The following is a 13,918-nucleotide window of genomic DNA, read 5'->3' as shown; positions in this document are numbered from 1 at the left end:
GCAACGAGACCAGTTTCAGGCGTTTGAGGCAGCAAGAGGGCAAAAAGGCCCGCTCAGCGGACTCGATCACACCTTCCAGATTGGTTATCGACGACTTCACGAATCCCGACTTACTATGGGTGGGGGTTTTTCAACGAACTGTTAATTCTTTCTCACAAAATGCCGGTCATGCTCCTCGGTATATCGGAACCAGTGTTTGGCGTCTCGGCATCGGGGGTCATTGAAGCAGTGGGGCTGGACGCCCAAGGGAGGTCACGCGCTGCTGATGGGGATGCGAAAGAAATCCATGGGTAAACGAAGAGTCCGAATGCGACAGGTGCTCAGATGCATGCGATTCGGTGACCCCAGGGTGCCCTTGCTCTTGGCCACTGGCACCTCAGGCACGGTGACCCTCGCCAACACCCGGCGCACGATCTTTCGCGACGGATTCAGCGCGATCGCCCCGATGGACACCAATCGCGACGGGCGTATCGATGCGGCCGGCGGGGCGGTGGCCGGCTGGTCGATCCGCCGCGATCTGGATGGCGATGGGGTGATCGGCGCGAACGAGACGCGGCTTGCGCAGGCGAGCGACCTGCGCATCTGGCGCGACCTTAAGATCACCCAACTTCGTCGAAGCCGCAAAGCTCCAACGATCGCCCGTAGCGAGCACCCTGTCCCGCAAAATGCGTTCTCTTGGAGATGCGTGCGCCCAGTCTCGATACTCGTTGGCGAACGGACGGCGCACAGTGGCTAGACTTCTTCATGACCTCCGTTCGCCCGCGCATGTAACGTACGCGATTCTTGTGGGTGCACTATGGTTTGGCTGGAAGCCATTAGTGACAGTGGCGGCAACGTACTGCGAGCAGTTGACCCTCGCGTGCGATGGGCTTGGACGCGGGAACGCTCTGGCGACGAACGTGCTTCTAGGCCAAACGCTGCTCGCACTCAGCGTGCTGATACTCGGCGTTTTCTCAATCAGGCGCGCGCATACACCTGTTGAGTCTCTGCAAAAGAATCCTGCACTCGGTCAAGCGAATAACCCTATTCTCGGAACGATCTACATCGGTGGCACGGCGGCGGTGATGCTTGCCGGCTGCGCCTTTATCTGGTGGTCGGTGTTCGTTTGGGCGCAGGAGGACATTCTCAATAGACCACTGCGTTACGCAGCGTCAGCAATGGCCTGTTACATAGTCGGCGGTGTTGTGGTTGATCACGTGTGCTTTATAGGATCGCTGTTTAGTCGAAAACTACTGAAGTAGCGTTCTGCGAAGATATGACTATGGGTGCTTACGGTGCCGGCACCGTATGGATGTTGCGGGTCGGATCTACGTCCGGCATTCAAAGTGTTAAGTCGAGCGCAGGAAGCCCTTGTTTCCCGTTGGCCACTCAGTGTTTTCTGCCTTGAAGGTGACTCGCATGAAAGTAGGACGGATTCTCCTCTGCCGCGTCGTACACGCCTTCCTGGCTTTCGGAATCGTTCTAACTTTCTTGCCGGCCTTCAGCATTGGTATTCCTGAAGATCAGCGGCCGATGTACGGCGCTGCAGCCTTTGGCGCAGGTGCCTTCGCATACTCTGCGCAAAAGGCCTCGGATTTATGAAGCGCACAGGCCGCGCGTGTGGCGGCTCATCGCGATCGGGGTCGCGCTGGGTCTCTTGCTGACGATAGTGGGCGGACGCATTTTCGGAGTCGACTTGTGGACGCTTGTGAAACTTGGGCGGGCCGCATCGATTGTTGCTGGGTCAATCGTGCACGCATCCTCGTACACAAGAGCGGCTTGGCGCCCACTTTCGACATCCGAGGTCGATGAAGTATTCGGGTTTCCGATGACCGGGTACGGTCGCCACGGAACCTTCAGCGGAGTCGTGTTCGACCGTGCGGCCGAAGCGCTGGGCCACACGGATTTCGCGATCGGTGCGCAGGCTTTGCAGCGGAACCTCACGGCCGGTACGGGGGCGACGATGGGGTAGGGGCAGGCGCCCGGCTCCTCTCGACGCCGCACTCTGCAGCGGGCTTCGCGCTCGCGAGGAAATCAGTCTGCGAGTGCCGGGAGGGGGAATCGAACCCCCACGATGTCACCACCGCCGGATTTTGAGTCCGGTGCGTCTACCAGTTCCGCCATCCCGGCAAGGGAAGCCCTCGATTATCGCCGAGCGGTGACGTTTGCGGCAATGCTCGCGAAAGACGGCCGATGGGCCTGGTCGACATCGGGCAGCGGCGCCCGCTCTGTGGTACACCCGCGACGATGCGACTCTCCGATTTCGACTACCCGCTCCCGCCGGAGCTGATTGCCCAGACGCCGCCCGAGACCCGGGCCGGCAGCCGCCTGCTGTGCGTCGGCAGCGATGAACCGGCCATACAGGACCGCTGGTTTGCCGACCTTCCGTCCCTGCTCGAGCCCGGCGACCTGCTGGTCTTCAACGACACGCGCGTGATCAAGGCGCGCCTGTTCGGCAGCAAGGCGACCGGGGGCCGGGTGGAGGTCCTGGTCGAGCGGGTGCTGTCGGACGGGCAGGCGCTGGTGCACCTGCGGGCGAGCAAGTCGCCGAAGCCGGGGATGGTGATCCTGTTCGGCGACGATGCCGATCCGGTGGCCGCGACCATGGTCGAGCGGCGCGGTGCGCTGTTCCTGCTGTCGTTCGCGCCGGGGCATCGTGTGCTGGACGTGCTCGAGCGGCACGGCGAGGTGCCGCTGCCGCCGTACATCGAACGCAAGCCTGAACTGCTGGACGCTTCGCGCTACCAGACGGTGTTCGCGCGCGAACCGGGCGCGGTGGCTGCCTCGACCGCCGGGCTGCACTTCGATGCGCCGCTGCTCGAGGCGCTCGAGGCGCGCGGGGTGGGGCGGGCTTTCCTCACGCTGCATATCGGGGCAGGGACGTTCCAGCCGGTGCGCGACGACGATCTGTCGAAGCATGTGATGCACCACGAGGCGTGGTCGCTGCCGCAGGCAACCGTCGATGCCATCGCCGCGACGCAGGCGGCGGGTGGGCGGGTGGTGGCCGTCGGCACGACGGTCGTGCGCACGCTCGAGACGGTCGCCTCGCGTTCGCCCGACGGGACGCTCTCGGCGTCGAGCGGCGAGACCGATCTGTTCATCACGCCGGGGTTCCGCTTCCGGGTGGTCGACCGGATGATCACCAACTTCCACCTGCCCAGGTCGACGCTGCTGATGCTGGTGTCGGCGTTCTCGGGTGTCGAGCCGATCCGCCAGGCCTACCGGCATGCCGTCGAGCAGCGCTACCGTTTCTTCAGCTACGGCGATGCGATGCTGTTGTCGCGCGCGTCGCCCGGACGTGCGATTGGCTTGAACGGACTGACGCAGGCGTGATTTCTGCCGCTGTGTTACACCCCGGGACCATGAGCCGAGCGTCCCGCGCCTGCGCGTGGATCACTGAACGGATGGACCGATCGATGGATGCAGCGATGGCAGCGATGGCAGTGGCGGCACGGCATACGGGGCACGCCCCATGGGCCTGACTTTCGAGGTGCGGGCAACCGACGGCGCAGCCCGGCTGGGGCGCCTGACGCTGCCGCATGGCGCGGTCGACACCCCGGCCTTCATGCCGGTGGGTACCTACGGCACGGTCAAGGCCATGGCGCCGCGCGAGATCGTCGAGATCGGTGCGCAGATCGTGCTCAGCAACACCTTCCACCTGTGGCTGCGGCCCGGGCTGGACGTGATCGCCGACCATGGCGGGCTGCACGGCTTCATGCAGTGGCGTGGGCCGATCCTGACCGACTCCGGCGGCTTCCAGGTCTACAGCCTGGGCGAGATGCGCAAGATCACGGAGGAGGGCGTGAAGTTCCGCTCGCCGGTCAACGGCGACCCCTGCTTCCTCACCCCGGAAGTGTCGATGCAGATACAGAAGGTGCTCAACTCCGACATCGTCATGTGCTTCGACGACTGCACCGCCTTTCCGGCCACCGAGGCGCAGGCGGCGCTGTCGATGGAGATGTCGCTGCGCTGGGCGGAACGCTGCCGGCGCGAACACCGTGAGGTGCTTGGCAACACCAATGCCCTGTTCGGCATCGTCCAGGGCGGCATGCATGAGCACCTGCGCGACCGCTCGCTCGACGCGCTGGCCCGGCTCGACTTCGACGGCTATGCGATCGGCGGGCTGTCGGTCGGCGAGCCGAAGGAGGACATGATGCGCATCCTGCGTCATGTGGCGCCGAAACTGCCGGCGGACCGGCCGCGCTACCTGATGGGCGTCGGTACCCCGTCGGACATCATCGAGGCGGTGCGCCGCGGCGTCGACATGTTCGACTGCGTGCTGCCCACGCGCAATGCGCGCAATGGCTGGCTCTACACGCGGCAGGGCACGGTCAAGCTGCGCAATGCGCAGTACCAGCGCGACCTGCGCCCGGTGGACGAGAGCTGCGACTGCTACACCTGCCGCAACTTCACCCGGGCCTATCTGCATCATCTGCAACGTGCGAACGAGATTCTCGGGGCGCACCTGAACACGTTGCACAACCTGCATGCCTACCAGGTGCTGCTGCGCGAACTGCGCGCGGCCATCGCCGCCGGTACGCTGGACCGCTTCGAGTGGGGCGGGGCGGCTGCCAGCCGCCCGGAAAGTCCGGCCGACGACCCGTTGAGCAGCAACGAACAATGATAAAATCAACGGCTTACGAACCGGCAGGGCCGGCCGTCATCACAACAGAGGAGTTCCAAGGGTGTTGATCAGCAACGCGTGGGCGCAAGGCGCCGCCGGTACCGGCCAGATGGATATCCTGAGCCTGATGCCGATCATCCTGATGTTCGTGGTTCTGTACTTCCTGCTGATCCGGCCCCAGCTCAAGCGGGCCAAGGAGCATCGCACCATGGTGGCCGCGCTCGCCAAGGGCGACGAGATCGTCACCGGTGGCGGAGAACTCGGCCGTATCACCAAGGTCGGCGAGAACTACCTGACGATCGAAATCGCCCCGGGCGTGGAGATCCTCATGCAGAAGCCGGCCGTGCAGACGGTGCTTCCGAAGGGCACGATCAAGGCAGCGCAAGACGGCTGACGTCCCACCGGGGCTTGCCTGAGCCGGGCGGCGGTGGCGTTGGCCACCTCCGCCGGGCTGGCTGCTTCCCGTCCGTACCACCGTCCGCACCCTCATCGCCCGCGGCAAGGAACACCGAGCATGAATCGCTACCCGTTGTGGAAGTACGTGATCATCGCCGTCGCGATGATCGTCTCGACGATCTACACGCTGCCGAATTTCTTCGGCGAGGTGCCTGCGCTGCAGGTCTCGCCGGTGCGCGCGACGCTGAAGGCCGACATTGCGCTGCAGACGCGTGCATCCGAGGCACTGACGGCGGCGAACATCGCGCCGGTGGCCTCCGTTCTCGACGGTGGCAGCCTGCGCATGCGATTTGCCGACACCGACATCCAGCTGCGGGCGAAAGACATCGTGGAGAAGGCCGTGGGCGACGGCTACATCGTCGCACTGAACCTGGTGTCGAATTCGCCGGCCTGGCTCACCAGCCTGCGGGCGTTGCCGATGTATCTCGGTCTCGACCTGCGCGGCGGCGTGCACTTCCTGCTGCAGATCGACATGAAGGCAGCCCTCAACAAGAAGGTCGAGGGCTACGTGAACGAGCTGCGCACCACGCTGCGCGAACAGAAGCTCGCCTCGGCGGGCATCACGCGCGAGGGCATGAACGTGGTGGTGCGCTTCCGTGACGCGGCGTCGCGCGAGAAGGCTTCGGTGGCGATCACCAAGGCTTCGCCCGACCTGTCGCTGCGCGAGGTGGAGGAGGGCGGCGAGTTCCGGCTGGTGGCGTCGGTGCGTCCCGAGGCGATCAAGCGCTCCCAGGAGTTCGCGCTCCAGCAGAACGTCACCACGCTGCGCAATCGCGTGAACGAACTCGGCGTCGCCGAACCGGTGATCCAGCAGCAGGGTGCCGACCGCATCGTCGTGCAGTTGCCCGGCGTGCAGGACACCGCCAAGGCGAAAGAGCTGCTCGGGCGCACCGCGGCGCTCGAGGTACGGATGGTCGCCGAAGACCTGAGCGACGTGTCGAGCCTCCAGGCGGGTGCCGCCGGCAACCCGCCGTTCGGCACCGAGTACTTCACCGAGCGTAACGGCGGCGGATTGCTCGTGCGGCGCACGGCGGTGCTGACCGGCGAGCGCATCACCGATGCCCAGCCCGGCTTCGACGGCCAGACTGGCGAGCCAGCGGTACACATCACGCTCGACGGCCAGGGCTCGCGAATCTTCCAGCAGGTGACGCGCGAGAACGTGAACAAGCGCATGGCCATCCTGCTGATCGAGAAGGGCAAGGCCGAGGTGGTCACCGCTCCGGTGATCCGCACCGAGATCGGTGGCGGCCGCGTGCAGATCAGCGGCCGGATGACCACGGCCGAGGCGCGCGACACGGCGCTGCTGCTGCGCGCCGGCGCGCTGGCCGCGCCGATGGAGATCATCGAAGAGCGCACCGTCGGCCCGAGCCTGGGTGCGGACAATATCGCCAAGGGCGTGAACTCGACGCTGGTCGGCATGCTGCTGGTCACGGTGTTCATGTGCATCTACTACCGGTTCTTCGGCGTGATCTCCGTGGTCGCGCTGCTGGCGAACATGCTGCTGCTGGTGGCGATCCTCTCGATCTTGCAGGCGACGCTGACGCTGCCCGGCATCGCAGGCATCGCGCTCACCCTGGGCATGGCGATCGATGCCAACGTGCTGATCAACGAGCGCATACGCGAGGAACTGCGCAACGGCTCCACGCCGCAGGCGGCGATCCATGCCGGCTACGACCGCGCGTTCGACACCATCCTGGACGCCAACATCACCACGCTGATCGCCGGCTTCGCGCTGTTCTGGCTCGGGTCGGGGCCGATCCGCGGCTTCGCGGTCACGCTGTGCATCGGCATCTTCACCACCATGTTCAGCGCGGTGCTGGTCTCGCGTGCACTGGTCAACCTCAGCTACGGCCGGCAGCGCAAGGTCGAGAGCCTCTCCGTCTAGTCGCGAACGGACACCAGGAACCACCATGTTTGAAGTCTACAAGGTCACCCGCGCGCTGCCGTTCATGGCGAACGCAAAGCCGTGGTTCTCCATATCGGTGATAGCGGTGCTCATTGCCGTCGCCGGCCTGGCCTTCCGCGGCCTGAACCTCGGCATCGACTTCACCGGGGGCACGGTGATCGAGGTCACCTATCCCGAGCCGATCGAGGTGAACACGGTTCGCGAAAAGCTCACGACCGTGAACATGTCGGACGCGATCGTGCAGAACTTCGGCACCGCGCGCGACGTGCTGATCCGCATCCCGGTGAAGCCGGAGGCGACCAGCGCGCAGGTCTCCGAGGTGGTGCTCAAGGCCCTGCGCGAGCGCGAGCCGAAGGTCGAGATGAAGCGGGTCGAGTTCGTCGGCCCGCAGGTGGGCAGCGAACTGCTCTACGACGGCCTGCTGGCACTGATCGTGGTCACGCTGGGCATCATGGGTTACCTGGCGGTACGCTTCGAGTGGAAGTTCGCCGTCGGGGCCATTACGGCGACCGCGCACGACGTTTTGATCATCTTCGGCATGTTCGCGATCTTCCAGTGGAACTTTGACCTGACCGCGTTGGCCGCGGTGCTGGCGGTGCTCGGCTATTCCGTGAATGACACCGTGGTGGTGTTCGACCGCATCCGCGAGAACTTCCGCAAGATGCGCCGCGCCACGGTGCCCGAGATCATGGACGACGCCATCACCGCGACCCTGTCGCGTACCATCCTCACCGGCGGCTCGACCATGCTGATGGTGCTGGCGATGCTCTTCTTCGGCGGCGACGTGCTGTACTTCTTTGCGCTGGCGCTGACCATCGGCATCGTGGTCGGCATCTACTCGTCGATCTTCGTGGCGAGTGCGGTCACCATGTGGCTGGGTATTTCCCGCGAGGACTTCATCAAGCCCGAGAAGAAGCCGCAGGACGCGCAGGTCTGACCGCCTGGCGCTGGCGATGGACACCCTGATCGCGCTCGGGCTGCAGGTCTTCGACATCCTGCTGCACCTGGACGACTACCTGGCGTGGGTGGTCGAGCACTACGGCGCCTGGATCTACGCGGTGCTGTTCCTGATCATCTTCTGCGAGACCGGGCTGGTCGTCACGCCATTCCTGCCCGGGGACTCCCTGCTGTTCGTCGCCGGCGCCATCGCCGCGGCCGGCGGCATGAACGTGCACCTGATGGTGGGGCTGCTGATCGTGGCCGCCATCCTGGGCGACGCCGTCAACTACCACATCGGCCGCTGGGCCGGGCCGAAGGTGTTCCGGGGCGAGCCGTGGCGGGGCGAGCGTTTCTTCAAGGCCGAGTACCTGCAGAAGACCCAGTCGTTCTACGATCGCTACGGCGGCAAGACCATCATCATCGCGCGCTTCATCCCGATCGTGCGCACCTATGCGCCGTTCATCGCCGGGGTGGCGAAGATGCCGTACCCGCGCTTCGCGCTGTACAACGTCAGCGGCGGCGTGCTTTGGGTCGTCTCGCTGAGCTACGCCGGGTTCCTGTTCGGAAACATTCCCTTGATCAAGGACAACCTGACGCTGGTGATCCTGGCGATCATCTTCCTGTCCATCCTGCCCGCGATCATCGAGGTGATGCGGGCGCGGACGGGCAAGGCGCCGTCGTCGGCCTGAGGGTGTCGTTCAGACCAGCCGGGCGAGTTCCGCTGCCTTGCCGATGTAGGACGACGGGGTCAGCGCAAGGAGCCGCGCCTTCGCGTCTTCGGGCAGCGCCAGCGTGCGCACGAAGCCGCGCAGGTCGGCCTCCGTCATGTGGCCCTTGCCCCGGGTGAGCGCCTTCAGCTGTTCGTAGGGCTCGGGTAGCCCGTAGCGGCGCATCACCGTCTGGATCGGCTCGGCCAGCACTTCCCAGGCATCGTCGAGGTCGCGGGCGAGTGCCGCCGGGTTCGCAGCCAGCTTGTTCAGGCCGCGCAGGCAGGAGTCGAAGGCCAGCAGGGTGTGGCCGAAGGCCACGCCGAGGTTGCGCAGCGCGGTCGAGTCGGTGAGGTCGCGCTGCCAGCGCGAGACCGGCAGCTTCTCCGACAGGTGGCGCAGCATCGCGTTCGCGATGCCGAGGTTGCCTTCGGAGTTCTCGAAGTCGATCGGGTTCACCTTGTGCGGCATGGTCGACGAGCCCACTTCGCCTTCCTTGACCTTCTGGGTGAAGTAGCCAAGCGAGATGTAGCCCCAGATGTCACGGTTCAGGTCGACCAGGATGGTGTTCGCGCGGGCGAAGGCATCGAGCAGTTCCGCCAGCGCATCGTGCGGTTCGATCTGCGTGGTGTAGGGGTTCAACTCCAGGCCCAGCCGTTCGACGAAGTCGTGGGCGAACTTCTCCCAGTCGAAGTCGGGGTAGGCAACCCGGTGCGCGTTGTAGTTGCCCACCGCGCCGTTGATCTTGCCGGTGACGCGGATATGGATGATGCGGTCGCGCGCGGTGCGCAGCCGCCAGGCAAAGTTCGCCATCTCCTTGCCGAGCGTGGTCGGCGAGGCGGGCTGGCCGTGGGTGCGCGAGAGCATCGGCAGGTCGGCGTGCTCATGGGCGAGATCGCGCAGTCGGCAGGCGAGCCGGTTGAGCATCGGCAGCATCACGTCTTCGCGCGCACCGCGCACCATCAGTGCATAGGACAGGTTGTTGATGTCCTCCGAGGTGCAGGCGAAGTGGATGAAGCCAGCGGCCTTCGCGATCGCCGGATAACCGGCAAAGCGCTCGCACAGCCAGTACTCGACTGCCTTCACGTCGTGGTTGGTGCGGGCCTCGATGTCCTTCACCGCCTTGGCATCGGCCACCGAGAAGCTACGTGCCGCTTCGTCGAGCGCCGCGATGGCTTCGGGGGGGAACGGCTCGACCTCGGTGAAGTGCGGCTCGGCTGCCAGTGCCTTCAGCCATTCGATCTCGACCAGCACGCGGTTGCGGATCAGCGCGTACTCGGAAAAATGCGACTGCAGCTGCTTCAGCCTGGCGGCGTAGCGTCCGTCCAGCGGCGACACTGCGGTCAGGGCCGTCAGCGCCGTCAGGGCAGACAGTGCATCGGCCGACGCGGCGGTCTGGGAAGCGGAGGCAGGAGAGGCGTTCGACATGTTCGGCTCGCAGATCCGGGCGCGCCGCGATGTGGCCACCCATGGGGGCAGGATCGTAGCACGCGACCGCAGGGCCGGCCCGCGGGGGCGCCCGGCTCGCCGGCGCCGCCAGCCACGATCAGCCGCCGCCCTGCGCCGCGGGCTGCTGCGCCGCCCACCATGCCCTGAGCACGCCCTGCGTGCCGCCCTGACGGATGATCTCCAGCGCGCGTTCGGGCAGGGGCTTGAATGCATGGCTGGTGCCGCGCGAGTGGTTGCAGAACGCACCACTGCGGAAATCGATCTCGACCTCGTCGCCGTCGTCGACCATCGCGGCGATGCCGGTGCAACCGGTCATGAAGGTGAAGCCAAGGCCGATCAGCGCGCGGTAGGTGTTGTAGGGCATCGATTCGCAGGCGAGTGCGAGCCCCATCGCCTTCATCGCTACATAGGCCTGGATGTGTGCCTTGCCCTTGCCGAAGTTGCGCCCGGCGATCACCAGGTCGCCGGGTTTCGCGTGCTGGTGGAAGTCGGGGCGGCTGCTCTCGAACAGGTGCGGGATCAGCACCTCGGGATCCATCACGCGCCGGATCACGTAGTCGAACGAGATCATCTGTGCGTCGTGCTCGACATCGTCGCCGAATCGATGGCAGGTGCCGCGGTAATGCCATTCGGTGGGGTTCATCGCGCCGCCTGCAGGTAGTGGCGCGGGTCGGCGATCGCGCCGGCGATGGCCGAGGCCGCGACGGTGGCCGGACTGCCGAGGTAGCACTTCGAATCCTTGGGCCCCATCCGGCCCGCGTGATTGGTCGCGGCGGTCGAGATCGACACCTCGCCGGAATCCATCAATCCCATGTTGCCGCCCGCGCATGGTCCGCAGCCGGCTGGCAGCACCAGGGCCCCGGCTTCGATGAACACGTCGGTGAGCCCTTGTTCGGACATCTTCCGGGCGCATTGGACGGTGCCTGGCACGACGAACAGGCGCGTGCCCGAGGCCACCCGTCGACCCTTCAGGATGCCGGCGGCGACCGCGAAGTCTTCGTACATGCCCGAGCCGCACGCCCCGATGTAGGCATGCTGCACCGGCAGCCCGGCCACCTCGGCGAGGTCGGCTGCATTGGAGGGGCTGCCCGGCAGCGCTACCTGGGGGCCGAGGGTGGAGAGGTCGAACGCGAACCCGGCCTCGAAGCGCGCATCCGGGTCGCTGAACACCGGCTCGAACGGTGCCCTGGCGCGTTGCCGGCACCAATCGAGGATGCGTGCCGACGGCGGCACGAACACACCCGCCACGCCGGCCTCGGTCGGTGTGTTGCACAGCGCGACCCGTTCATGCACATCGAGTGTGTCGAGCGCGTCTCCCGCCAGTTCGAGGTAGCGGTAGTCGATGTCGATCGCATCCGGCCCGTTGAGCAGCGCGTGCGTGATCCGGAAGCCTGCATCGCGGCAGGACACCCCGTGCTGCAGGCGCCCGGTGAGCGTCACCTTCACCGACGGCGGCACCGTCGTCCAGAGCGTGCCCATGGCGAGCACGCTCACCACCTCCGGACCGGCGCGCACCGGCACCGCGCCGATCGCACCGAAGTTCGAGCAGTGCATGTCGCTCGCGAACACGAACATGCCAGGGGTCACCAGGCCGTCCTCCATCGGGAAGATGTGCCCGTGGCCGCCCTTGCCGACGTCGTAGAAGCGCCCGACCTGCCAGTCGTGCGCGGTCCTGCGGATCGCCGTGCCGCGCGCCGCCGCGCGCGGGCTCAGGTAGAGCACCTCGTGGTCGGTGGCGAAGACGACGCGTTCCGGGTGCGTGATCCGGTCGATGCCCAGCGCATCGAGTTCGCGCCGCGCGCCCTCGACATGGCCATCGTGCACGAAGACGAGTTCGGGCTGCGGGTAGACCACATCCCACGGTTCCACGGTAGTGGTGCCGCTCGCCCGTGCGAGTACCTTCTCGACTGCCGTCATGCCCACGGGTGTGCGCGCTCCTGGATGCAGGCGGTGTTCATTCCTGGGGAATCTTCGCGCCGACGATCACCTTCGCCCACTTGTCCTTCTCGGACGCGATGAATCGCGCGAACTCGTCCGGCGTGTTGCCGACCACCTGGAAACCGTCCTCGGTCAGGCGCGAGCGAACCTCGGGCGACCCGAGTGCCTTCACGAACTCGGCATGCAGGCGGCGGATGATCTCGCCCGGCGTGCCGGCCGGGGCGAGCACGCCATGCCAGTTGATCACTTCGTAGCCTGGCAGGCTCTCGTTCATCGAGGCGAGCTTCGGTGCGTTCGGGATCGGCTTCGAGCCGGTGTGCGCGATGGCCCGCAGTTTTCCGGTGTTGACCAGCGGCCATGACGTGCCCTGGCCGCTGAACATCATCGACACTTCGCCGCCGACCACTGCCATCGTCGCCGGACCGGTGCCCTTGTAGGGGACATGCAGGACCTCGACCTTGCCGAGGCTGTCGAGGAGCGCGCCGGCGAGGTGCGACGCGCTACCGCTGCCGGCCGAGGAGTAGGTCAACTGGCCGGGGCGCGAGCGCGCGAGCGCGAGCACGTCCTTCAGGCTCTTGGCGGGGAGCGAAGGATGCACCACCAGCATCAGCGGGCTCGCGATGGCCAGCGTGATCGGGGCGAAATCGCGGATCGGATCGTAGGGGAGCTTGCGATAGAGCGCAGGATTGATCGCCAGCGTGCCGACATGCCCCATGAACAGCGTGTAGCCGTCCGGCGCGGCGCGTGCCGCGACCTCGGCGCCGATGTTCCCGCCGGCACCCGCGCGGTTCTCTATCGTCACCGTCTGGCCCAGGCCCTCGGCGGCGCGTGCCCCCAGTGCGCGCGCGACGATGTCGGTGGAACCGCCGGGTGCGAAGGGCACCACGATACGCAGCGGTTTGGCCGGCCATGCCTGCGCCTGCGCCTGTGCCGCCGCTGGCCATGCGCCTATCGCCAGGGCGGCAAAGCCGATGCCGATGTCCTGCGCTATGTCTTTCATCGATCACTCCTCCAGCCGGCTCTCTGGCCGGGCGTACAATCTTAGCAAACGTGGTCCGCAGCCACGAACGAGGAGGCCGAGCGTGCAAGGCAAGGGCGAAGCGAAGACCGTCGTGATGGTTGCACCCACCGGTTCGCGCTACATGAAGGCAGACCATCCCGCGGTCCCGCTGTCGCCGCGCGAGATCGCCGAGGACGTCGCCGCCTGCGTGGAGGCGGGCGCATCGGTCGCGCACCTGCATGCGCGCGGGCCCGACGGCCGGTCGACCCAGGATCCCGAGGTCTATCGCGAGATCATCGAACGCATCCGCGAGCGCACCGACGTGGTGATCCAGCTGTCGATCGGCGCGAAGGGCTTCACCGTCGACGAGGCCCTCAGGCCGCTGGTGCTCGAACCCGAGATGGCTTCACTGCCGATGCGCAATGTCGCGACGCAGCCGGAAGAGGTGCACCAGATGGCGGCCGCGATGAAGCTGCGCGGGGTGGTGCCGAGCATCGACGGGTCCACGGTGGAGATGTTCGAGGCGGTCGGCGCGATGCATCGCGACGGCGTGTTCTCCGATCCGCTGTGCCTGGGCTTCATCCTCGGCGAACCCGCCACGCGCGAGGACGCGGAAGCGAGGCTGCGATCGTTCGCCGCCACGGCACCGGCGGGCGCGCTGTGGTGGTGTGCGAAAGGCGGTGCATTCGCCGCCGAGGTCGCAGCCGTCGCCGTGGGCATGGGCGGGCACCTGCGTGCCGGCCTGGAAGACGTGGTGCCGGTGCCGGGCGCGGCCGCCGTGGGCAATGTCGAACTGGTGAAACGTGCAGCCGCCATCGCCCGCGCCCAGGGGCGAGAGACGGCGACTGCAGCCGAGGTGCGGGCGATGTTCCGGGCTGCGCGCGGCTGATCCCATCTGGCCATGCGCGGCGGCGTTTCCG

At 66.4% G+C, this 13,918-nt stretch carries 13 protein-coding genes and 1 tRNA gene; 9 read left to right on the top strand and 5 right to left on the bottom strand.

The window, feature by feature from the left end:
• Positions 1-385 precede the first annotated feature (385 nt).
• Both ING98_03525 and ING98_03520 read left to right on the top strand, forming a co-directional pair.
• Positions 386-736, top strand: a complete 351-nt coding sequence (locus ING98_03525; protein MCA3100918.1) for a hypothetical protein — start codon at positions 386-388, stop codon at positions 734-736.
• A gap of 82 nt (positions 737-818) precedes the next feature.
• Positions 819-1,241, top strand: a complete 423-nt coding sequence (locus ING98_03520) for a hypothetical protein (GenBank protein MCA3100917.1) — start codon at positions 819-821, stop codon at positions 1,239-1,241.
• 784 nt (positions 1,242-2,025) lie between these two features.
• On the opposite strand, the gene ING98_03515 is transcribed toward ING98_03520, so the two are convergent.
• Positions 2,026-2,109, bottom strand: a tRNA-Leu gene (locus ING98_03515).
• A 117-nt stretch (positions 2,110-2,226) separates the two neighbouring features.
• Between ING98_03515 and queA the strand changes: the two genes are divergently transcribed.
• The 6 genes from queA to ING98_03485 all read left to right on the top strand — a co-directional run bounded on the left by queA (position 2,227) and on the right by ING98_03485 (position 8,593).
• Positions 2,227-3,312 carry a tRNA preQ1(34) S-adenosylmethionine ribosyltransferase-isomerase QueA gene (gene queA / locus ING98_03510; GenBank protein MCA3100916.1) on the top strand — a complete coding sequence of 362 codons (1,086 nt, stop codon included), beginning with the start codon at positions 2,227-2,229 and terminating at the stop codon, positions 3,310-3,312.
• Between the two features lie 139 nt (positions 3,313-3,451).
• A complete protein-coding gene (gene tgt, locus ING98_03505; protein MCA3100915.1) occupies positions 3,452-4,603 on the top strand; it encodes a tRNA guanosine(34) transglycosylase Tgt in 1,152 nt (383 codons plus the stop codon).
• Between the two features lie 61 nt (positions 4,604-4,664).
• The gene (yajC, locus tag ING98_03500; protein MCA3100914.1) at positions 4,665-4,997 is read left to right on the top strand and encodes a preprotein translocase subunit YajC; all 333 of its coding nucleotides are present in this window, start codon (positions 4,665-4,667) and stop codon (positions 4,995-4,997) included.
• A 120-nt stretch (positions 4,998-5,117) separates the two neighbouring features.
• On the top strand, positions 5,118-6,944 hold the full coding sequence (secD, locus tag ING98_03495; GenBank protein ID MCA3100913.1) for a protein translocase subunit SecD: 1,827 nt from the start codon (positions 5,118-5,120) through the stop codon (positions 6,942-6,944).
• A 25-nt stretch (positions 6,945-6,969) separates the two neighbouring features.
• Positions 6,970-7,902: a protein translocase subunit SecF gene (gene secF, locus ING98_03490; GenBank protein ID MCA3100912.1), complete on the top strand. Its 933-nt coding sequence runs from the start codon at positions 6,970-6,972 to the stop codon at positions 7,900-7,902.
• Positions 7,903-7,918: 16 nt separating this feature from the next.
• Positions 7,919-8,593: a DedA family protein gene (locus ING98_03485; GenBank protein ID MCA3100911.1), complete on the top strand. Its 675-nt coding sequence runs from the start codon at positions 7,919-7,921 to the stop codon at positions 8,591-8,593.
• A gap of 9 nt (positions 8,594-8,602) precedes the next feature.
• On the opposite strand, the gene purB is transcribed toward ING98_03485, so the two are convergent.
• The 4 genes from purB to ING98_03465 form a co-directional block, all read right to left on the bottom strand.
• On the bottom strand, positions 8,603-10,039 hold the full coding sequence (purB, locus tag ING98_03480; protein ID MCA3100910.1) for an adenylosuccinate lyase: 1,437 nt from the start codon (positions 10,037-10,039) through the stop codon (positions 8,603-8,605).
• Between the two features lie 118 nt (positions 10,040-10,157).
• Positions 10,158-10,703, bottom strand: coding sequence for a hypothetical protein (locus ING98_03475; protein MCA3100909.1), 546 nt, complete (start codon positions 10,701-10,703; stop codon positions 10,158-10,160).
• Positions 10,700-11,983 carry a 3-isopropylmalate dehydratase gene (locus ING98_03470; protein ID MCA3100908.1) on the bottom strand — a complete coding sequence of 428 codons (1,284 nt, stop codon included), beginning with the start codon at positions 11,981-11,983 and terminating at the stop codon, positions 10,700-10,702. The genes ING98_03475 and ING98_03470 overlap by 4 nt, the downstream gene beginning before the upstream one ends.
• A gap of 31 nt (positions 11,984-12,014) precedes the next feature.
• A complete protein-coding gene (locus ING98_03465) occupies positions 12,015-12,998 on the bottom strand; it encodes a tripartite tricarboxylate transporter substrate binding protein (GenBank protein MCA3100907.1) in 984 nt (327 codons plus the stop codon).
• 82 nt (positions 12,999-13,080) lie between these two features.
• Here ING98_03465 and ING98_03460 point away from each other — a divergent pair, with 82 nt between their 5' ends.
• Positions 13,081-13,887 carry a 3-keto-5-aminohexanoate cleavage protein gene (locus ING98_03460; protein MCA3100906.1) on the top strand — a complete coding sequence of 269 codons (807 nt, stop codon included), beginning with the start codon at positions 13,081-13,083 and terminating at the stop codon, positions 13,885-13,887.
• Positions 13,888-13,918: the final 31 nt, after the last annotated feature.

The organism is Rhodocyclaceae bacterium (assembly GCA_020248265.1).
Classification (GTDB): domain Bacteria; phylum Pseudomonadota; class Gammaproteobacteria; order Burkholderiales; family CAIKXV01; genus CAIKXV01.
Note: the sequence above shows the minus strand (reverse complement) of the source record. Positions and strands in the feature narration are given on the sequence as shown.